A 20,660-nucleotide genomic window follows, 5' to 3' on the forward strand; every position below is an offset into this window, starting at 1 on the left:
GCTTCGTCGTTTGAGGGTTGCGGGCTTTGGTCATCGGCTCTGGTTGTCGAACGTCACGGGCGTTACTGCGGCCGGCCGGCAGGCAGTGGTGGATCCACTGCCCCCAGCGCGCCGGCGCACAGGGCGGCGATCAGCGGGAAGACCTCTGGCCGCCTTGCGGTGGTAGCCCAACAAGCTGACCGCTGGGTCGAGCAGTTGACGTTTGTAGAGGCTGCCGGCCCGGGCGTGGGCACGCCGCAGTTAGGTCAGCACCTCGCGTCTGGTTTGTGCGCTCGTTTGGGTGTTCATGGCGGGTAACAGTTACTTTTGGCGCAACGACCCGTTTCGACACGGCAAACGAGCCCTCCCCGCTTGGGTACCAGTCTTTTTGGCTCAAATCGACCGTCCTTTGTCGGGTCGGGAAAGAGTTTTCCTGCGGCCCCGGCTCGATTAGATTGCTGGCAGTGTCCGCCATGGCATGGATGAGCCGTTTTTGGGCCACGCCGGGCCGCCGAACCGCCTCGGTGGCAGTGTCGCTTTTTGCCCTGGACCAGCTTACCAAGGCGTGGGTGCTCGGCCGGCTTCCCTACGGCGAAGAGCAATCCGTTGTGCACGGCTTTTTCAAGCTGGTGCACTGGGGCAACACGGGCGCGGCTTGGAGCCTGCTGCGCGGCTACAACGATCTGTTGGCCCTGGTGGCCATCCTTGCACTGGTCCTGCTCTGGTGGTACAGGCACCATTTCGAGCTTCAATCCCTCGGTGGACAGGTGGCCTTCGGGGCGGTCCTCGGCGGCATTGCCGGCAACCTGCTGGACCGTCTCCGCGTGGGGCATGTGATCGACTTTCTCTACTTTTACCTGCCGCGGTCCGACGGCACCGAATGGGGGTTCCCGGCCTTCAATGTGGCCGACAGCGCCATCTGCCTGGGCGTGGCCACCCTGTTTTGGCTTTCCTGGCGGGCCGGGGCCCGGCTCAAACCCCGGGACAGCGTCCCCGAGGCGCCTTCACCCGACTCAACCTCCACGCCACCGCCGCCTTCCCCTCCGTCCACACCATGAAGACCCTGACAGCCCCGAACTCGCGCCGTTTCCGTACCGCAGTCGACCCGGCCCATGGGTTGCATGACACCCGCTGAAACGCGCGCCCACGGTTCGGACCCATGCCCACGCTCGAAACCTTCATCATCGAAGAATCGGCCCCGGGAGAACGATTCGACGTGTTCCTCCACCGCCGGTATCCGGCCCTGTCCCGGTCCGCCATTCAACGCCTCATCGAACAGGGCGCCGTCAAGGTCAACGGGCGCCCCGTCAAACCGACCCACAGCCCCCGTGCCGGGGAACAGGTTGAGGTTGAATGGCCCGACCCCAAACCGGCCACTCTTGAACCGGTCGCCATCCCGCTCGACATCCTCTACGAAGACGACTGCCTCGTCGTCATCAACAAGCCGGCGGGTCTGGTGGTTCACCCGGCCGCCGGTCACGAAACCCACACCCTTGTCCACGCACTCCTCCACCACTGCGCCGGCCGACTCAGCGGTGTGGGCGGCGTCAGCCGGCCCGGCATCGTGCATCGCTTGGACAAGGATACCAGCGGGGTCATGGTCGTGGCCAAAACGGATGCCGCGCACCTGGCCTTGGCCCGCCAGTTTGCCGAACGCCGGGTCCTCAAGGTCTACCACGCCATCGTCTGCGGCCAACTGCCCCACGACACCGGCGAAATCCGGGCCGCCATTGCGCGACACCCTTCCCACCGCAAGTGCATGACCGTCTGCGAGGAACGCGGCCGGGAGGCCCACACCAGCTACCGCGTGCTCGAGCGCCTGGCCGATGCCACCCTTGTGGAAGCCCGGCTTCATACCGGGCGCACCCACCAGGTCCGCGTGCATTTCCAGCACCTGGGCCATCCGCTGGTGGGCGATCCCGTTTACGGTCGCCGCGCCAACCGGCGCCTGGCCGAACGCCTGGGCTTTGAACCCGCACGCCAGATGCTTCATGCCACCCAGCTGACCCTTGCCCACCCGCGGACCGGCGAGTCCATGACCTGGGAAGCCCCCTGGCCGGCCGATTTCCAGGACACGCTCCGTCACCTCCGGGCCGTCAGCCGGGCTGAAACCACCCGAACCACCCGGCCCCCGGCCGAAATCACCTGACCTTCCCGCTCATGTGGACCCTGCCCAATCTCCTGAGCCTTTTCCGACTCCTGTCGGTTCCGGTGCTTCTTGCCCTGGCGGCTCATGGTTCGCACCGACCCTTTTTGGTCCTCCTGGTCCTGGGCCTGATGTCGGACGGGGTGGACGGGTATCTTGCCCGGCGATGGAATCAACACAGCGACCTGGGCGCCCGACTCGACAGTTGGGCTGACATGGCGACGTGGCTGGCGTTGCCGCCCTGTGGTTGGTGGCTGCGCCCCGAAGCGCTGGCACCGGAACTGCCCTGGCTGTGCAGCGGCCTGGCCGCTTATCTCCTCTCCGTGGCCGTCGGTTGGTTCCGGTTCCGTCGCCTGATCGCGTACCACACCTGGGGCGCCAAGGCTCTCAGTTTCCTGGCCGGCGCATCCGTACTCATTTTCTTTGCCCACGGACCCGGCTGGGTGCTCCGGTTGTTGGTCCCGCTGGTCATGCTCTCGGCACTGGAAGAGATCGTGATCACCTGCCTGCTCCCGGACTACCGCACCAACGTCCCCACCGCCTGGCACGCATGGCGCCTGCGCAAGCGCATCCATAACCCGATCCAGTCCCCACCCGCACCGCAACCCTCCATTCGTCACGCGGACCTGCCCTGAACGAGATCGGGCCTCGCCGAGGCGCCAATCCTGCCCGATCGGACGGCAGGTGCCGGAGCGTTGCATTCGTTGGGGAAGGGACCTGCCCGCTGCGCGGGGCCGGGTCGGCCCGCTTGCGGCGTGGCGGCGATTTGCCCGGCACCGGCCGCGGTGTTACCGGCCGTGCTCCGGTTGGAAAGGCCTGTTCCGCCGTTGCAGGCTCGAGGCGGGTTGCGACGCGCCGACGCCGGTTTCGGACAAAAGCAAAGGCCGCACCGGTCCTGTGACGCCCCCGCACCCAAAACGGCTTGCCGGGCTCCAGCGCGATTCATTAACTGGGGTCATGACTGCACAGCGCGTGCGGGTTGCGCCTTCATCGTCAGACCCATCGTTCCCGCTCGAGTCGTACATGGCCGAGCGGACCCGGTGGATTGACCGCGGGCTCCGAAAGTTCCTGCCCCCGCCGGGTACCCGGCCGGCCACGATCCACCGGGCCATGCATTATTCGTTGTTTGCCGGCGGCAAACGTATCCGGCCCATCCTCTGCCTGGCAGCGGCCGAGGCTTGCGGCGGTGATCCCGCGGAAGCCCTGCCCCTGGCCTGCGCCGTTGAGTGCATCCACACCTACTCGCTGGTGCATGACGACCTACCTGCCATGGACAATGACGATTTCCGGCGCGGCCGGCCCACCTGCCACAAGGTCTTTGGCGAAGGGATCGCCGTGCTGGCCGGGGACGCCCTCCTCACCGTGGCATTCGAAATCGCCGCGCAGAGCCGGGGCTGGCCGCGGTACCCGCACCGGCAGTTGATCCTCGAACTGGCCCGCGCAGCCGGGTCCCGACAGCTCATCGCCGGCCAGGTGGCCGACCTGGAGAGCGAAGGGAAATCCATTCCGCTGCGCGACCTGCGCTTCATTCACGAGCGCAAGACCTCCGCCCTGCTCTGCTGCGCCGTGCGGCTGGGCGGCATGAGCGCCAACTGCACCCCCAAACAACTCGACGCCCTCACCCGATTCGGCTCCAACGTGGGCCTGGCGTTCCAGGTCATTGACGACATCCTCGACATCACCCAGACGAGCGAAAAACTGGGTAAAACGGCCGGCAAAGACGTAAAGGCACAGAAGGCCACCTACCCGGCGCTGGTGGGATTGGAACGAAGCAAACAAATCGCCGAGCAGCTCACCCAAAAGGCATTTGCTGCGTTGGAACCCTTTGGCCGGCGGGGGACCGCCCTTCGTGCACTGGCCGAGTTTCTCCTGCGCCGCGACCGGTGAGGACCGCGCCCGAGCCGCGTCTTTCCGCTCGCCGGTCCTCCTCCGCGGACATGTTCGGTGCACTTGCGAACCCCGAACCTCACGGGGTCATCGGGCGACTGCTCCGGTCCGGGCACCCGAAGGCTCAGGTTGCGCGACCGAACTTCCGTTCCAGCTCTCGATAGCTCAGCTCGATCAAGGTGGGCCGGCCGTGCGGACAGGTGTATGGCATCCGACATCGGCGGAGCGACTCCAGCAGGTTGAGCAGTTCGGGTTCGGAAAGTGGGTCGCGGGCCTTGACGGCGTGCCGGCACACGGTTTTGGCTACCACCGGTTCGCCCAGACGCAGCGTGTTCAATTCCCGGCCCGCCGCCTGCAGTTCATCCACCAGATCCAGCAAAAATCGCCGCGGATCCGTCACCCGCACAAAGGGGGGCAACGCATCCAGCAAAAAGGAGCGGGTTCCGAACTCGCTCACCCCCACGCCCAGCCGGCCGAGCACCTCGAGTTGTTCGCGCAAAAAGGCCGCATCGCGCGGGGGCAGTTCGATCGCCTCGGGCAGGAGCAGCTTTTGCGAGGGTGCACGGCCGTCGCGTTCCAGCCGGTCCAGCATCTCCTCAAACAACACCCGTTCGTGGGCGGCGTGTTGATCCATCAACACCAGGCCACGGTCGGACTCGAACACCACGTACAAGCGGCCCACCACGCCCAGGTACCGGAGCGGCACGTCCACGAGTGGCACCGGTCCGGCGGCCGGCGAGGGCGCCGGTTCGCGGCCCCCGGGTTCTGCCATCGGCGAGGACGCCGGCGCGGCCACGGATGATTCGGGCGCGGCCGCGGGCGCGCCGGCCGCCGGGGCGGTCGGGTGCCCGGACATGGCTTCGGCCCCCTGGCGGTTCATCCCCGGGGCCATCGGCTGCCGTTGCTGTTGGGTTTCGGCTGTTGGCCGCGGTGCCGAGGGGGCGAGCGCGGACCCGCGCGTTGTTCCGGTTGCGACCGGTGTACCGGTGGCGGGGCCACTGCCGGACACGGGACCCACGGCCGGTGGTTTGGGCGGTGGCGAGCCCTCGACCCTGTGCACGGACAGGCCGGGAAGAGAGCCTTCAAGCTGCGGCTGTGCGGCCGGCGCAGGGGCCGACGTCGTCGTGCCGGCAGACGGGCCTCTCGGGACCGGGCGTGTGTGAAAGGCCAGCAGGGTTTCCCGCACGGCGGTGGTGACGGCGCGGCGCACAGCCCATTCGCGATGGAATTTCACCTCCCGTTTGGCGGGGTGGATGTTCACGTCCACGGCGGCCGGATCCAGCTCCAAAAACAGGCAGCACACAGGGTAGCGCCCCTTCATGAGCGCGGTGTGATAGCCTTCGAGGAGTGCATGGTTCAGCGCGCGGCTTTCCACGGGCCGGCGGTTGACGAACAGGTGTTGATCGGCCCGGGTGGCGCGGGAAACGCCCGGCGCGCCGATCAGGCCCCAGACCCGGATGGATGGATCCGAATCGGGCTCTGCATCGTCGGCCGCGGCCTCCGCTCCGGCCTCGGCCGGCCACACGAAATCCACGGCCAGGAAGGATTCGTCCGTTCCGTAGAGCGCGCGCCATCGCTCCTTCAGGGCTGCCAGACGTCCGGCGGGGTCGGAACCGCAGGGGATCGCGGGCAACTGCCACAAGGTTCGCCCATCCTTGATGAATGTGAACGCCACCTCGGGATGCGCTAGGGCCGCCAACAGGACCACGTGCTGGGCGTGAGCGGACTCGGTTTCCTCGCTGCGCAGGAACTTGCGTCGGGCCGGGACATTGAAAAACAGCTGCCGCACCTCCACGACCGTCCCCGGGGGCGTCCCTGCGGCCTGGACCTCCAGGATTTTGCCTCCGTGCACGAGGATGCGCGTGCCCTCGGGCTGGTCGCCCTCCCGCTCGCGCGTGACCAACGTGAACCGGCTGACGCTGGCAATGCTGGGCAGGGCCTCGCCCCGAAAGCCCAGGGTTCGGATGGCAAACAGGTCCTCGGCCGACCGGATCTTGCTGGTGGCGTGTCGCTCCAGTGACAGCAACGCGTCGTCCCGGCTCATCCCGATGCCGTCGTCGGAGACGCGGATGAGGCTCCGGCCACCGGCTTGGATTTCCACGACAATTTTGCGCGCGTCGGCGTCCAGTGCGTTTTCCACCAGCTCCTTGACCACGCTGGCCGGACGCTCGATCACTTCGCCGGCCGCGATTTGGTTGGCGACCGTCTCGGGCAACAGCCGGATGCGGTTCATGCGCCAGGGACCAAACGCCGGCAGGGACCGGGAGTCATGGACGGTTGCGTTGACATCGTCGCCCATTGTAGGGGGCGGTCCTTTGGGGTAAACACCGGACCCGGCGCCGGGGATGGCAGGGGATCCGAGCGAGGCTCTTCCGCCGCTGCGCAACCGGTTGAGCTGGCGGACGGGCGTGCCCGTTCGCGTCCGTGACGAACCTTACCTTGGGCCGCGGGGACGGCCGCCCGCCACACACCCCTTGGAATACCCGCCGCGTTCAACGTTCCACGGGAACGCGGACGATGATCAGCGCATGGGAGGGCACCGTAATTTCGGCCTGCGGCGAACCGATGTTCACCGGCCAGTCCCGGGGCGCCACGCGGGTGGGGTGTTCAAAATCGTTTTCATCCCCCAGGGTTTCGCCGCGCATGATCCAGCCGCGGCTGCCGGGTCGGACCTGTTTCACGCCCTCAAGGCTCATCTGGACGGTTCGTTCATACGGCGCGGCATTGACCAGTTTGAGGATGACCTCGCCGGTTGTTTCGTCCGAGACCGCGCTGGCATAGAAACCGTCCTGGACCGGCACCTTCACGTCCACTGCATGGATCAGCCGGCCGTCCAGATAACATTCGATGCGCGGGCCGCGCAAAACCACCCGGATGTCGTACCATCGGCCGGTCTCAATGGAGCCGGGCACCTGCTCCACCAACTGCTCCTGCACGCCCAGCCAGGATTGGATGCCATGCCGCGTGTTGCCCCAGCCGCCGATGTTCCATTGTACGCGCGTGTTCTGGAAGGCATCCCGGAAGACGACCAGGAATCCCTCGTCCCCGGCAATCTTGCGAGCCTTGACCTCCAGCGTGTACTCGGTCCAATCCGGCCCGCCCACGAAGGCGGTGCTGATGGCCCGGGGATTTGTTTGACGCAACACGCCGTCGGCCGCCTCCCAGGAGCCGCTGTCCGGCCAGCGCCACCCCTCGGGCCGGCGCGAAAAGTCCGCGCGATAGAGGACCTCGTCTCCGCGCCGGACCACCAGGTCCTTGAACTCCGCGGCTGTGCGGTAGGTGCCGAGCCCGATACCACCCCTGGCCAGAGCCGGCGCGGCGGTGTCGCCCGACAACCGTACCGGCAGCACGCGGTCGCCGCGGTTCCGGGAGAACATCTGCTGTACGTAATAGTTGGGCGTGCCAAACACGCGGAGGTTGTCGAACCAGATCAGGTTCGGCCGCCACTGCCAGCCGTCCACGTGCCCGAACAGAGGGGCGTAGGCGGCCATCACCACCACCGCCGCGTTCCGTTCCATCCCGGTCATGAAAGCGGCTTCCGACAGTGCACATTCCCAGTTGTTCCGATTGTGCACGCTCACGATGCGGTCGCTCTGCGCGGCATACTCGCCGAAAAAGACCTTCGGGCCGGCCGGATCGTAGCGGTCGAACCGGTCGGCGCTTGTGAAGAACCAGATCGGATTGGCGTAGCAGTGCTGGTCCACGATTTCGGCCTTCATTTCCACCAGCCGCGGCCAGAGAAAATCGAAACGGTCGTCATGCGGGGAGGGTCCCGAGCTGGAGACCAGCGTGATTTCCGGGTGCCGCTCCTTCAACACTCGCGCAAACGCGGCGTAGCGCTCCAGATACTGTGGGCCCCACTGCTCATTGCCGATGCCGATGTATTTGAGGTGGAACGGCTCGGGATGCCCCATGGCGGCCCGACGTGCGCCCCAGGGACTGTCCACCGGGCCATTGGCAAACTCGATCAGGTCCAGCGCGTCCTGGACGTAGGGCTCCAGTTGGTCCAGGGGCACCAGCTCCCCGCTGTTGAACTGGCAGGCCATGCCGCAGTTCAGAATCGGCAGGGGCTCCGCCCCGAGATCCTCCGCCAGCTGGAAGTATTCAAAGAAACCCAGGCCGAAGCTCTGGTAGTAGTCCGGCGTGGGCCGGTGTTTGAATTCGTAGTTCCAACGATTGATCAACAGCCGGCGCTGTTCCACCGGCCCGATGGTCGTCTTCCACTGGTAGCGCTTGTCCAGTTCGCTTCCCTCCACGATGCAACCGCCTGGAAACCGGAGGAACCCGGGCTTCAGTTCCGCCAACATCTGCACCAGGTCGGCCCGCAAACCACCCGGTCGTTGTTTCCAGGTGTTCCGCGGGAACAACGACACCATGTCCACATCCACCGTGCCGCCGCCCTCGACCAGGACGTTGAGCCGTCCTCGGGATGCCGTCTCGCGCGGGGTCAACCGCAGCGTGCGTTTTTCCCAGGTCCGGGGCAGGTCGGTCAACCGACCTTCGGCCAGGGTCTCGCCCTCGTCATTCACCAGTTCCGCCAACAACCGGGGGTTTCCACCGACGCGCCGCACCCGCAGCTCCAACACGTACTCCTCGCCCCCGCGAAAGCCCATGCCGCGAAAACCCTCGTTGCTCAAACCCATGGCCACCGGCGCCCGCGACTCGATCCGCGCGTAGTGCGGATTGGCCGGATCAAAGGGGTCCTCCGTTCGGATGCTCACCTCTCCCCGACCGTGGCTGGTCCGGAGCATGAACCAGCCCATCATGGGATCGGGAAACTCGAATCCGCGGTTCTTGACCAGTTCGGCGTACAACCCCCCGTCGGCGCCGAGGTTGATATCCTCGAAAAAAATGCCCCACATCGTGGGGGCAACCCGCGCGCCGGGTTGATCCACCTGCACGGTGAGTTGGACCTGCCCCGCCCAGCCCTTCAGCAGCAGGCCCGGCAGGCACAACGCCAGCCCCGTCACTGCGGATGTCCGGGTTGCCCACGAACGGATCGCGCGTTTCAGGTCACAGAACATGGTTTTCATGGCTGCGAATCGTTGCAAAAACGAAGGCAGGCCGGAGCCTGCCTTCGCGTCCTCAACCAACTCACGAGACCTCGCCTCAGTTTTGGGATCTGCGCGGCCGGGCGAACAGCGCCAGGCCACCCAGTCCCAAAAGCGCCAAAGCCGATGGTTCCGGCACCTGGATGAACTGTGCCGGTGTCAGGGCCACATCACTGAACCGAATGTTGTCCAGGTTTCCGTCGATATGGTCCACGAACGCGCCGTTGAACCAACCGCGACCAAACGTCCACGTACCCGTGGCCCGGAGCCGGTTGTCGTTGTTTGGGTCGAGGCTCAGGGTCCCAACCAATTGGAAGCCGCTGCCATCCAGTTTGTCAGCCCACATCTGGAGGGTGGTGCCATCACTGACGGCCGCCAGGTGGTACCATCTACCCGCTTCCGGCACTAAATCGGAGTCCAAGATGTATCGGAGGCCACCAACAGTCATGAAGTTGATACGGAACCGGTTGTCGATGCCGTTGTTTTGGAAGTAAAACGCGGCCGCCAGATCTCCGGAGACTCCGGTGGGCCCGTCCCGGCCGATCATGGTGCGCCAACCGGCGAGGTTGTTCAGGCGAACCGACAGCTCAATGGTCCAAGTGAGCGGCTGCCATTGCACCAGGCCGGTCGCCGGCACGTACCCGTCGTCATGCCCGGCATGCTGCGAGCTGAAACCCGTGCCGGTCGGTGTATCCCCGAGAGCGGACCATTCCGGGCCCCAGTAGTCGTCCCAAGCCAGCATGGTATAACCGTTGCCGGACAGGTCAGGGATCGCCGGAACCCCACCCGAGCCGCCCTGCGCCCAGGAACCCAAGGGGACCGGACTACCGGTGACCGCGCTGTCGAAATCCCACCACGCCACGGTTGCCGCCCCGGCCGTGACCGACCAGGCGACCAAGCCGCCGACCATCAGCCATCTGCTTGTTCGGGTTTTTGTCATAACAACGCTTCTCAGGGTTGTTGAGACTTCCCGTCTGAGTGACGGCGCGGCGATACATCTCGTGCCTGCCGCACCGTTCACGTCATCATCTTGGGGGAATCGCAAGAACCGGACAACGCCAGTTTGCGGATTTTAATCGCCATTTTGCGAACGACCTTTCCGCCGAGCTTTGGACTTGGAGACGGGAGCGGATTGGCCGGCGACGGGTTGTACCGGGGATGGATTTTGCCTTTGAAGTTCAGTCAAAGCCTGTTGCAGGGGCGGGATCAAATTGGGATTGGGCCCTGGCCTGCAGGGCCTATTTCGGCCGCCATTGGACCCGGAAAAAGGTCTGACCGGCCCGTTGCAACGGCCAATCGGTTCCGGCGCCCGGTTCCGAGCCCTCGCCGGATTGGATCGGCGTCCACGACTGCAGGTCTGTGGAAACCCACACCTCATGGACGAGGTTTGACCGTGCCGCCCACTGCAAGTGCACCCGATCGCCGATGCGGGTGATGTACAACCGCCGGTCCAGCCGCAGGGTTTCGAGCCCGAGCTGGCGCCAGATGAGATCGGTCAACACCGCGTAGCCGGCGTCGCTCAGGTGCAGTCCGTCCACGAGGTAACCCTGGCTGCGCATCCACGAGTAGGAGACCATCGGAGTCATCCCGTCCACATAAATGCGTCCGTGACGGCGGGCCAGATCGCGGACCAGGCGGTTCTGCGGCTGGGTGACGGGCGTGCCGGCTTCGTCCCGGGCCTCGTAGGGTGTGCCGAGGTAGATGACGTCGGCCCCGGGTGCAGCCTTTTGCCACAGCAGTTCCAGCTGTTCCAAATCGTTGCTCAGAACCGCCTCCGCCCGGTCCGGCCCCACCAGATTCCAATAGTCCGCCAATTCCTTCATGTGCCAGAAAATCAGATGCGGTTGCAGATTCTGCAGCACGGGTTCCAACACGCTCCGCGGCGTGTTCAATACCGCCCGCAGATGCAAGCCGTCTCGTTGCAGCCACGCCGTGTGCAACCCGTTGGACGTGCTGAGCCGGAGGTCCTGCCACAGGACCAGGTTCGTGCCCGAGGCGCCCTGTACGCGGACCCTGTAGAGGTCCGGCTCGAGCGCCACCTCTGCATACCTTCCTTCCGGCGCGGGCGCATAACCCGAAAACGCCAGGGCAGTCTCCCAGGGCCCGCCGGCCCGGGAGATTTGGAGGAGCAGTTCACCTCCCACCGGCCACGCCACATAATGGACACCCAACCGATCCGCCGGCATGGAACCGTCGGCCGGGTACCCCCGATGACTCCAGAACACCGCGCCGTCGGGCGGCAGGACAAAATGCTCCAAAAACCAGTTGGTCCGCGCCCAGGCCGTCTCCGCCGCGCGGGTGCTTTGTGCACCGCCCTCGAGCACGGGCATGGACACCGGAGGGTACTCGCCGTCAAACGAACGCCCGCTCTGGCCCAACAACCCAACCAGACGCGGGAACAAAAAACGGGGCACCGACCGGTACGTGGCTTGCATGGAGTCGCCAAAGGCTACCACCGTCACGGGTCCGCCTGCGTTTTCGGCTGCCGCGCGAAACCGGGTCCAACGCTCCACGTTCAGCGAGGACCAGTCTTCCTGACCCGCGCAGGACAACAGCCCCGCCCCAACCCATGCGACCCATGCACCGGCCCGACGCCACACGGCTTCACCGTACGAGGGCACGACCGCCCGGGTCAACCTGTACCCATACCCGCTCGATGCATCCCAGAGGCACGGAGGGGAAACCACAGGAACTCAGAGGACACAGAACCTTGACACACAGGCGGGGTACAACAGAGGGCAGACGCCAGGCAGACCGCGCGGGAGGTTCGCCTTGAGCGGTTTTTGATGTGCCGGCCCGGGTTGGGAAATGCCACGGAGGTTTCCAGGTTTGTGTCCGGGGCTTCCTGCGGACCGCGAGGGACGGGGTCCCCTTCCGCCTGTTGGATGTTGCCGGGCGCGTCGCGATTCGATGCGGGCCGCGGGAGGGGCAACGGTTCTCGGTTCTGGCGTCTGCCAGCGTTGTTGGGCAAGGGGCGGGCCGACGGTACGGACATGTGGCGGCCGGCTCGGCGGTCGTTGGGGAGGGTCGGTCAGCCTGCCGGATTTCGAGCCGCGACGCACTGCCCACCGCCGACAGGGCCGTGCGGCGGGCGCATCTGCGGGATCACTCGACCTGCAACCAAAAGAACCTGCCGGGAGCTGTGTCGACGGGTAGTCGAATTCGCTGGAAGGCGCCATCTTGTCGGACGGGCAGGTCGATTCGTCGGCCGGGTCCGGCCGGCCGGGTTGCCCCGTACAACCGGACATTGGTTGCCGTTTCGGGCCAGCTCACCTCCCATGCGGTTGCGTCCCGTTTCAGGTGAAGTCGCAAGGGCATTGCGTTGGAGAAGGTCACGTTGTCAAAGGCCGCACTGCAGAAGTGGGCCCGCACGCCGATCTGCCCACGGAGAAAGGTTCCATCCCGAACCACGAGACGCGGGCTCAACAGGTTGTTTACGTACACGCGGATTTCGGGCCCTTCCATGGTGATGCGCATCCGATACCATGTTCCGGTGGTCACGGGCATGGGCCGGTTGGTGAGCAGGGTCCATTGGTTGCTCATCCGGCCCAGCAGGACAAAACCGGCAGTATCGAGGCCCGCGTAGTAACCGAAGGCATGGTCCGGGCCTTCGTAGTCCGGGTTGGTGACCCGGAACATCAAGCCGGCGTTGCCGGGCGTGTTGAGGAGGATGTCGGCTTCGAGGACGCCGTCCCGCCAGAAGGCGTCTCCGGTGAGTGCTTTGCCGGAGGTGCCATCGTTCTCGAGCACGTAGCGTCCGTCGCGAACCACGGCCCGGCCGCCGTAACGGGTCCAGCCCATGTCCGTGCCGTCCTCGAACGTGGCCTGCCACGGGTTCGGCCATTGCGGTCGGGCCTGCAGGGTGCCGAACCGGATGCGCACGCCGTTGGTGACGACCATCACGGCCACTTCGTTGCTGCGGGTTTGGTAGACCGCGGGCCAGGTGTGGGCAAAGCCGAGTTCCCATGCCGGTGGCTCGATCCGCTGCCAGGTCCGACCGTAATCCTCACTGTAGGACACCTCGTTTTCGCAGGATGTGATCAGGACCAGCCCGTTGTTGAGGCTGGTTACGAACGGCCCGCAATGGTGTCCCGGGATACGGGTGCCGAGGCCGTCCGACCATGTGGTGCCATCCGGTGAGGTTTTGCAGTACACGTCCGCTCGGCCGAGGTTCACGATCTCGTAGACCAGCAGATACTCGCCGTTGCCCATGCGGGTCATTTGGGACATGCCGGGGCGCAGGTTGCTGTCCCGGGGTGGGGTGACCACCCATTGCTCGGGTCCCCAGCTGCGGCCCTCGTCGGTGGAAACCCGCAGCGAGATCAACTGGCTGTAGCCGGGATGCTTTTCGTTGGAGTAGGTGACCACCAGGCGGCCGTCGTCGAGCAGTTGGAAATCGGGCTCCCACAGGCCGCGACCCTGCTGCGCCGGTTCGCCTTCGCTGGTGTCGATGATGCTGCGCCATGTCCAGGTCCGTCCTCCGTCGGTGCTGACGTAGACCGGCAACCGATACGATTGACCGGGCACAAGCGAACGCATGGTGAGAAGCAGATCCCCTCCGGGCAGCACCACCAGCTCTCCGTTGTCGAGGGTCCGACCCGGCTCGCGAACCTCGGCCAGAGTTGTCCAGGATCGTCCGTGATCCGTGCTTGCGGAAATGCGGAGGTAACTGTTGGTGCCGGGCGGGTACTGGGTGGTGACACCGATCCAACGTCCCTGGTGATCCTGCACCATGCGCCCCCAACCGCCACCCACATAAACCGTCGGCCCCCAGAGGATCGGGCCGGCGGGACCGGCCCGGACCGATACGGCAGCAATCCACACCCCCAGTGCCCAGAAGACCGTGCGTCTGTGAACCCGACGCGAGTGCGCTATTCCTTCCACGGATCTCAAGGTTGAACCCCGGTGCCCACGTGGGCAAGCCAACAGGCCTGCCGGCAGCTGCGACATAGGTCAGCGCGGATCCACCGGGAGTCCCGCGGAACTTCCTGGCGGTGGAATCGACCGCGGATTTGCCATCTCACCGCCGCCGGATCGGGGTCGGAGCCGAACCGGGGTCGGAGCTGTCGTGACAGGTTCCTGCATCCGGGTCCGATGTTGACTTTCCCTGGCGGGCCGTGGGGAAGGTCGTTGAGACTGACCGGGCTGCACGGTCGCGTTTCGGGCTGGGGCTTTGTGCCGGTGGGCCGCGTCCCTGCTTCGGAAGCGGGGAGTGCAAGTGGAGCCCGGGGTGGCATCCCAAGTTGGAATTCTGTCCGAAGCCGCAGGCTTTCCAGGCGTGCCGGTTCGAGGGGCGTTGGAACGGGGCGATTCGCGAGTGAACAGTGCCGGCCCCGGCCCGATCCTACAACCGCGGTTTTCGTGGAGAACCGGCGGTGTCTCAAGAGAGGTGGAGAGGACGATGCCCGTGGCCGGCTGCGTGGCTCGGGTGATGCCGGCGGCCGATGAATGGCCGGTTGCAGGTCAGGGGACGGCCGCCCGGACACTTTCGGCAATTTGCAAAAAGGCGCGGGCCGCGGGGTGTTCGGGGTGACTCACCACCACCGGGACACCGCGGTCGCCGCCCTCGCGAATTTCCGGGTAGATCGGGATTTCGCCCAGGAACGGCAACTGCTGGCGTTCGGCTTCGGCCCGACCGCCGCCGTGGCCAAAGATCTCGATCCGCTGGCCGTCCGAGGTTTGGAACCAGCTCATGTTCTCGATGATCCCCACGATGGGAACGTGGACCTTTTGGAACATCGCGATTCCCTTGCGCACCACGCCCACGGAGGCCGCTTGCGGCGTGGTCACGATAACCCCGCCGTCCAGCGGGACCGTCTGACAAAGCGACAGTTGCGCGTCACCGGTGCCGGGCGGCAGATCCACCAACAGGTAGTCCAGCTCACCCCATTCCACCACCGTCAGGAATTGCTGGATGGCTTTCTGGATCATGGGTCCGCGCCAGATCACCGGCTGATCATCGTCCAGCAGGAAGCCGATGCTCATCAATTTGACGCCGTGTCCGACCGGCGGCACCAGGGTTTCGCGTTCGGTCACGGCCGGGCGTTCGTGCACCCCCATCATCAGGGGGATCGTGGGTCCGTAAATATCGCAGTCCAGCAACCCCACGCGCGCTCCGAGCCTTTGGAGTGCGCAGGCCAGGTTGGCGGCCACGGTGGATTTGCCCACGCCGCCCTTGCCGCTGGCCACCGCGAGCACGCGCCGGACGCCGGGCACGCGACTCTGATGGGCCCATGGGTCCGGTCCTGCCGTCACCGTGCCGGCCGCCGGCTGGATCAATTCCACCACCACCTCGCGCACGCCGGGGAGGGATTCCAACAACGCCTGGCTGTCTTCGCGGATCTTGCGGCCCGCTTCCACGTTTGGTGAGTTGAGGTGCAACACCACGTGCACGCGGTCACCTTCAACCTGAATCTCACGAACCAGGCCAAAAGAGACAATGTCCCGGCTGTAACCGGGGTATTTCACGCTGCGCAGCGCGTTTCGAATGTCGTCCGGTGAAAGCGGATTCATCGTGCCCGCTCAACTTGCCAAGGTTTGGGCCGATGGCAAGAACGGGGGCTTTGATGCCCGGCTCACCGGGCAATCCCGATCGCGCGGCCGGTCACCGGTGGCGCCTTCACGCGCCGGGTGCGGTCAACGACTGGCCGTTGTGCGACGGCCCCAGTTTCAGGAGAAAAGGCACCGCACTGCGGGCCCAGGTCTCCGGCGGGGGATAGGCGGCTGCCGAGGAGCCGAAACAGGATTCCAACATGTCGGTGTGGATGATGCCCGGGTTCAGCGCCACGGCCGCCAATCCGCGCGGCAGTTCCTCGGCCAGCGCCCTGGTGAGTCCCTCGATGGCCCACTTGGTGGCACAATAGGGTGCCACCTGTGCGTCCACGCTGCGGCCCCAGCCCGAGCTGAAGTTCACAATCACACCCCGACCGCGCCGGATCATGGCCGGCACGAAATGCCGGATCACGTTGGTCACGCCCTTGATGTTCACGTCGATGACCAGATCAAATTCCTGGGCCGACAACTCCCACAAGGGCGCAAGCCGGTTGATGACCGCCGCGTTGTTGAGCAACAGATCGGGTGCCCCCAACCGACCCATCACGGTCTCCGCCCACTGTCGCACCGCCGCGTCGTCCCGCACGTCCACCGGATCGAACCGGTGCGGTTCCGGAAACTGGCGCGCCAGCTCGGTGACCGCGACCGGATTTCGACCGCACCCGGCCACGGTCCAACCGCGCCGGGAAAATTCGGCCACCATGGCCCGTCCCAGGCCGCGCGTGGCCCCCGTGATCACCACCAAACCAGCGGCATTCATGGGTGAAAACGTTCGAAGCCGGCTCCGACCGTGGCAAGGGAAAACTCAGCGTGTGCGTGGTTGGGTGGGCACCACGAGCACCTGTGTGCCGGAACGGTTCCCCTCCCTGCGCCATACCCGCAACCGCACCTCCGGCCCGGCTGCCTCTTCCAACGCGCGCTGTGCCTCCTCCGGCGTCCGTACCCGCCGGCCGTTGACCTGAAGCAGGACGTCGCCGGGTCGCAATCCGGCTTGTGCGGCCGGCGACCGGGCCGGCACGCGGAGGACCAGCACGCCCTGGATGTAATCCGGGATCTCGCGCTCGCGCCGCGTCTGAGGATCCAGCGGTGCCCATTCCAGGTCCTCCCACGGACCGGTCTCGGGCGGGGGCACGGATTCGGCGACGGCTTCTGAATCGGGCAGTTCGCCCAGCGTGAGTCGGACGGTACGGACCTGACCGTTGCGCCAGACCTTCAAGGTGGCCTCGGTTCCCGGCTGTGACTGCGAGGCCATCAACCTGAGATGACGGGCATCCCGGACGGTGCGGCCGTTGAATTCCAGCACCAGATCGCCCTCGCGCAGACCGGCCGCTTCGGCCGGCGTTCCCGGGGCCACGCCCCCCACCAGGGCGCCCGAGGTATCCGGCAGATCCAGCTCGCGGCTCAGCTCGGGCGTGAGTCGGCGCAGGTAAATGCCGAGGTACCCGCGTCGGATGCGTCCCTCGGTTAGCAGCCGTTCCATCACCAGCCGCGCCATGTTGATCGGCACGGCAAAACCGACGCCTACGCTGCCGCCGCCGCCCGACACGATCGCGGTGTTGATCCCCACCAACCGGCCCCGCACGTCCACCAGGGCGCCTCCGGAATTGCCGACGTTGATGGGTGCATCGGTCTGGATGAAGTCCTCGTAGTCGGTCAGGCCCAGTTCACCCCTTCCCACGGCGCTCACGATGCCCATCGTCACCGTCTGCCCCACGCCAAAGGGATTGCCCAACGCCAGGACCAGGTCGCCCACCTCCAGTTGATCGCTGTCGGCGATCACCATGGCAGGGAGGCCCCGCCCCGGGATCTTCAGCACCGCCACGTCCGTGTGCGGATCCGCCCCGATCACCTCGGCCTGGTACTCGGTCTTGCCATCCGCCAGGCGGACCCGGATCTCGTCGGCCTGTTCCACCACGTGAAAGTTGGTGAGGATGTATCCGTCTTCGGAAACGATCACGCCCGAACCCAACCCGCGCGCTTGAAACTCGCGCGGCAACCGTTCCCGCCGAAAACGGTCACCGAAAAACCGCCGAAACCAGGGGTCGTCCAGGAACGGATGGGCCCAGTCGGTTCCGCGCACGGTCCGGGTCGTGTAGATGGTGACCACGCTGGGCGCCGCCTTCTTGACCACCGGCGCCAGGCTGGTCCGTTCCTTCAGTTCCGGCGGTAACGGCTCCGTGTCGAGGGTCAGCCTGGGCAGGGGCCGTTGGGCCCAGGTCACCGTGATCGGCGCCCAAAGCCCCAGCCCCAGAACCATGGCTGGGATCAGCCATGAGCTGATCCCGCGGCGCCGCAGGTTCGTGTGCCCGTTTGATCGCCCTGCCACGTTTGGATTCATTGCGCGGTCCCGGGAATTCTACCCCGATTCGCTTCCGGTGCTTTGCCCGCCGGCGCTCCTGAGGCAAAAACCGGGCGGGCCGCACCTCTGCGGATTCCGACCCGAACGTAGCCCGGCTTGGCCAGGAACGCCAGCGGCGTGGCTCGGGGCCGACCCGGGGATGCGGAACCTGCCGGCCGGACCTGCCGGGCGCAGCTACTCTGGCTTTCCGGGTCAGGGCAACCGGAGCCGGTACCAGGCCGGCGCGGAGGTGATCGGGAGTTGGACGCGATGCCAGCCGCCGGTTGCCAACGGTGCCGGGCCCAGGCTTTCGGGGGCGCCCGAGTCTAAACCGGGGAGGCGCAGCAGTTCCCATTCCGGGGAGGGCGCGGGCCAGGCCAGCTCGATCCTCCCGGCCGAGATCAGATGGATCTGCAACCGGGGCGGCTGCAACAGCCGCGCGTAGAACCCGTCGCCGGGGCCACCGGCAAAGGCCGGTTGCAAGCTGCCACGGGTCCACAGGTTGGTGGAGGAGGTTCGGCCTCCGATCCACAGGTGTCCCGCCGGATCCACGGCGATCGCGTACCCGTAATCGTGGCCCGTGCCGCCGTAGTAAAAAGCGTACTCGAGTCGTTGTCCCGCCGGATCGAGCCCCGCCAGAAACGCGTCCCAACCGCCTCCACTCGTTGTCCGGCCCCCTTCGGGCACGTTGATGACGGGCGCATTCGTGGAAGCCACCACACCGATTGCATGAACGCGACCTTCTCCGTCCACGGCCAGATCCCAGGCCTCGTCGCGCGCCGTGCCGCCGAAGACCACCGAGTAAACCCACCCGGTCGAGCCCTGCGCGGGAATCTTGGTTACGAACCAGTCGCCCAACCCGCGATTGGTCCACACCGCGCCCGCGAGATTGGTCGTTGTGACGGGGAAATCGGAGGACTCCGTCGTGCCTGCCACGTAGGCGTTGCCGTTGGCGTCGGTCACGATGCGGGCGGCGGCATCGGTGAACCTGCCGCCCAGGAAGGTGGCGAATTCAAGCTCGTCCAGGGCGGAAAAACGGACGACGAATGCGTCCGGCAGGGTGTTCACGTTGGTGGCCCCGCCGGTCGGATCGTTGATGCGCGGCTGGATGGGTTGGACGGTGGGGAAATTGGTGGACTGCGTCACGCCCGCGATCCACACCCGGCCGAGAGGATCCACCGCCACGCCGGTGCCATGATCGGCGTTTGTGCCGCCGAGGTACGTGCTGAACAGCAGCTGGCTTCCGTCCGCCGAAAACCGGGCCACAAAGGCGTCGCGGCCCCCGGCCGGTTCACCCTGGACCGGCCGCGCCAGGGGCAGGTTGGTGGAATCCGTGAACCCGGTGATAACGGCCCGGCCGGAGCCATCCACCGCCAGGGCGATCCCTTCGTCAATACCGTCGCCGCCGAAGTACGTGCTGTACTCGAGGTCGTCCCCGGCGGGCGAGAGTTTGGCCACAAAGGCATCCAACGGTGGTGCCCCCAACGCAGGGTCCACAGGTCCTGCCATGACCGACCGGAACGCGTTGCGGGTGGGGAAATTGGTCGAGGCCGTGAAGCCGGTCAGATACACCGCCCCCGAGGCATCCACCTGCACCGCCATGGCTGCGTCGTGGGACACTCCGCCGAGATACGTCAGGTAGATCAGCCGGGTGCCATCGGCGCTGATCTTGGCCACGAAGGCGTCGCCACCCACGGCGGTACCTCCGGCGTAGTTGGTTTGGAATCCGCCCGCAGCCGTCCACCAGGTGGCCGATGTGGTTTCGCCGGCCAGGTAACCGTTGCCTTCGGCGTCCGTGGCCACCGCCCAAACGATCTCGTTGCCGGTCCCGCCCAAATAACCCGAATGCCGGAACACCGGGTCAATCAACAACGGCCGGTTATGGTCGTACGGGCCTACGCGAAACCGCACACGGGGTGTCGCGCCCGATTCCAATATGAACGCGCACGGGATCTCCACCCTTCCGGCCCCGGTTTCCTGAAACGCTCGTGGTCGGGCCAGCCGAAACTCGGTGCCATTCATTGTGATGACCAGGTCCCCGCTGCCGTCCAGTTGCACACCCTCGGCTCCCTCGATGACGAAGGCGATCGGGTCGACGCGCGCCCCGGGTGCCAGAAGGTAGTTCACCTCCAACAGCCGGTCCGAAGCCCAATGGACCACGTCCACGCCGGGCCAGACGCCCTCGAAACGAACCGCGCGATACAGCGGCACGTTGCGCCGCCATTGGCCGGGCTCGGAGCCCACCAGGTAATTCACCCGGGCCGGGAGCGGCTGCAACGGTACGGCCCGGGCGCGAGGGTCCGCGTCCAACCACCGGAACCGGAGACTCTGTCCCCTGACCGGGTCGGCCATGGGCTGCAGCGATGGGGGCTCGGTCCGGGAGAGTCGCTCGGACCGGGCGGGCCGGGATGGGGCCAGCCACACCACCACGCGGTCCGCGTCCAGCCAGTGCACGGTGCCGCGGGTTTGGGTTACGAACCGGTATGCCGGGTCGGCCTGGCCCACATTGGGCTCAAACCACAAGGGCAGGGCAAAGTTTGCGGGGGACCGGGCCGGGTCGCTGACGGCGGCCGGGGCGGTCGCCGTGCACAGACCCAGAGCCAGCCAGACCAGTCCCCCCGCGGCGATCAGGCGTCCCGGGCCCCGCCGGGCCGGGTGACCGCAAACCGTTGGTGGCGCAAAACCTTTCATCAGACGAGCGTTCCCG

Annotated in this window: 13 protein-coding genes; 4 read left to right on the plus strand and 9 right to left on the minus strand. The window is 66.3% G+C overall.

Annotation, left to right across the window (positions count from 1 at the left end; translation table 11 throughout):
• Positions 1-452: 452 nt before the first annotated feature.
• The 4 genes from lspA (at position 453) to G4L39_RS04235 (ending at position 4,012) form a co-directional block, all read left to right on the plus strand.
• Positions 453-1,037 carry a signal peptidase II gene (gene lspA / locus G4L39_RS04220; RefSeq protein WP_240893793.1) on the plus strand — a complete coding sequence of 195 codons (585 nt, stop codon included), beginning with the start codon at positions 453-455 and terminating at the stop codon, positions 1,035-1,037.
• Positions 1,038-1,138: 101 nt separating this feature from the next.
• Entirely contained in the window at positions 1,139-2,128 is a 990-nt protein-coding gene (locus tag G4L39_RS04225) for an RluA family pseudouridine synthase (RefSeq protein WP_165106171.1), read from the plus strand.
• Positions 2,129-2,139: 11 nt separating this feature from the next.
• Positions 2,140-2,760, plus strand: a complete 621-nt coding sequence (locus tag G4L39_RS04230; RefSeq protein WP_165106173.1) for a CDP-alcohol phosphatidyltransferase family protein — start codon at positions 2,140-2,142, stop codon at positions 2,758-2,760.
• A 322-nt stretch (positions 2,761-3,082) separates the two neighbouring features.
• Positions 3,083-4,012 carry a polyprenyl synthetase family protein gene (locus G4L39_RS04235; RefSeq protein ID WP_165106175.1) on the plus strand — a complete coding sequence of 310 codons (930 nt, stop codon included), beginning with the start codon at positions 3,083-3,085 and terminating at the stop codon, positions 4,010-4,012.
• A 124-nt stretch (positions 4,013-4,136) separates the two neighbouring features.
• Here the strand turns inward: G4L39_RS04235 and mutL are convergent, their stop codons facing one another.
• The 9 genes from mutL to G4L39_RS04280 all read right to left on the minus strand — a co-directional run bounded on the left by mutL (position 4,137) and on the right by G4L39_RS04280 (position 20,644).
• On the minus strand, positions 4,137-6,245 hold the full coding sequence (gene mutL, locus G4L39_RS04240; protein WP_165106199.1) for a DNA mismatch repair endonuclease MutL: 2,109 nt from the start codon (positions 6,243-6,245) through the stop codon (positions 4,137-4,139).
• A gap of 259 nt (positions 6,246-6,504) precedes the next feature.
• Positions 6,505-9,045 (minus strand): alpha-L-arabinofuranosidase C-terminal domain-containing protein, encoded by a 2,541-nt coding sequence (locus G4L39_RS04245; protein ID WP_165106176.1) that lies wholly within the window; start codon positions 9,043-9,045, stop codon positions 6,505-6,507.
• Positions 9,046-9,121: 76 nt separating this feature from the next.
• Positions 9,122-9,973, minus strand: a complete 852-nt coding sequence (locus tag G4L39_RS04250) for a LamG-like jellyroll fold domain-containing protein (RefSeq protein ID WP_165106178.1) — start codon at positions 9,971-9,973, stop codon at positions 9,122-9,124.
• A 328-nt stretch (positions 9,974-10,301) separates the two neighbouring features.
• Positions 10,302-11,684 carry an SGNH/GDSL hydrolase family protein gene (locus G4L39_RS04255; protein WP_165106180.1) on the minus strand — a complete coding sequence of 461 codons (1,383 nt, stop codon included), beginning with the start codon at positions 11,682-11,684 and terminating at the stop codon, positions 10,302-10,304.
• Between the two features lie 484 nt (positions 11,685-12,168).
• Entirely contained in the window at positions 12,169-13,797 is a 1,629-nt protein-coding gene (locus G4L39_RS04260) for an exo-alpha-sialidase (RefSeq protein WP_165106181.1), read from the minus strand.
• Between the two features lie 729 nt (positions 13,798-14,526).
• Complete coding sequence (locus G4L39_RS04265) at positions 14,527-15,576, minus strand: Mrp/NBP35 family ATP-binding protein (protein WP_165106183.1); 1,050 nt, start codon at positions 15,574-15,576, stop codon at positions 14,527-14,529.
• 106 nt (positions 15,577-15,682) lie between these two features.
• Positions 15,683-16,375 carry an SDR family oxidoreductase gene (locus tag G4L39_RS04270; protein ID WP_165106185.1) on the minus strand — a complete coding sequence of 231 codons (693 nt, stop codon included), beginning with the start codon at positions 16,373-16,375 and terminating at the stop codon, positions 15,683-15,685.
• Positions 16,376-16,420: 45 nt separating this feature from the next.
• Positions 16,421-17,941 (minus strand): Do family serine endopeptidase, encoded by a 1,521-nt coding sequence (locus G4L39_RS04275; protein WP_165106186.1) that lies wholly within the window; start codon positions 17,939-17,941, stop codon positions 16,421-16,423.
• A 225-nt stretch (positions 17,942-18,166) separates the two neighbouring features.
• Positions 18,167-20,644: a DUF7948 domain-containing protein gene (locus G4L39_RS04280; protein WP_165106188.1), complete on the minus strand. Its 2,478-nt coding sequence runs from the start codon at positions 20,642-20,644 to the stop codon at positions 18,167-18,169.
• Positions 20,645-20,660: the final 16 nt, after the last annotated feature.

The organism is Limisphaera ngatamarikiensis, from assembly GCF_011044775.1.
Taxonomy (GTDB): domain Bacteria; phylum Verrucomicrobiota; class Verrucomicrobiia; order Limisphaerales; family Limisphaeraceae; genus Limisphaera; species Limisphaera ngatamarikiensis.

Coding starts and splice junctions, on each gene's coding strand:
- G4L39_RS04245 (WP_165106176.1), bottom strand. CDS start 9,045: ATGAAAACCATGTTCTGTGACCTGAAACGCGCGATCCGTTCGTGGGCA.
- G4L39_RS04225 (WP_165106171.1), top strand. CDS start 1,139: ATGCCCACGCTCGAAACCTTCATCATCGAAGAATCGGCCCCGGGAGAA.
- G4L39_RS04270 (WP_165106185.1), bottom strand. CDS start 16,375: ATGAATGCCGCTGGTTTGGTGGTGATCACGGGGGCCACGCGCGGCCTG.
- lspA (WP_240893793.1), top strand. CDS start 453: ATGGCATGGATGAGCCGTTTTTGGGCCACGCCGGGCCGCCGAACCGCC.
- G4L39_RS04260 (WP_165106181.1), bottom strand. CDS start 13,797: ATGGTGCAGGATCACCAGGGACGTTGGATCGGTGTCACCACCCAGTAC.
- G4L39_RS04230 (WP_165106173.1), top strand. CDS start 2,140: ATGTGGACCCTGCCCAATCTCCTGAGCCTTTTCCGACTCCTGTCGGTT.
- mutL (WP_165106199.1), bottom strand. CDS start 6,245: ATGAACCGCATCCGGCTGTTGCCCGAGACGGTCGCCAACCAAATCGCG.
- G4L39_RS04280 (WP_165106188.1), bottom strand. CDS start 20,644: ATGAAAGGTTTTGCGCCACCAACGGTTTGCGGTCACCCGGCCCGGCGG.
- G4L39_RS04235 (WP_165106175.1), top strand. CDS start 3,083: ATGACTGCACAGCGCGTGCGGGTTGCGCCTTCATCGTCAGACCCATCG.
- G4L39_RS04250 (WP_165106178.1), bottom strand. CDS start 9,973: ATGGTCGGCGGCTTGGTCGCCTGGTCGGTCACGGCCGGGGCGGCAACC.
- G4L39_RS04265 (WP_165106183.1), bottom strand. CDS start 15,576: ATGAATCCGCTTTCACCGGACGACATTCGAAACGCGCTGCGCAGCGTG.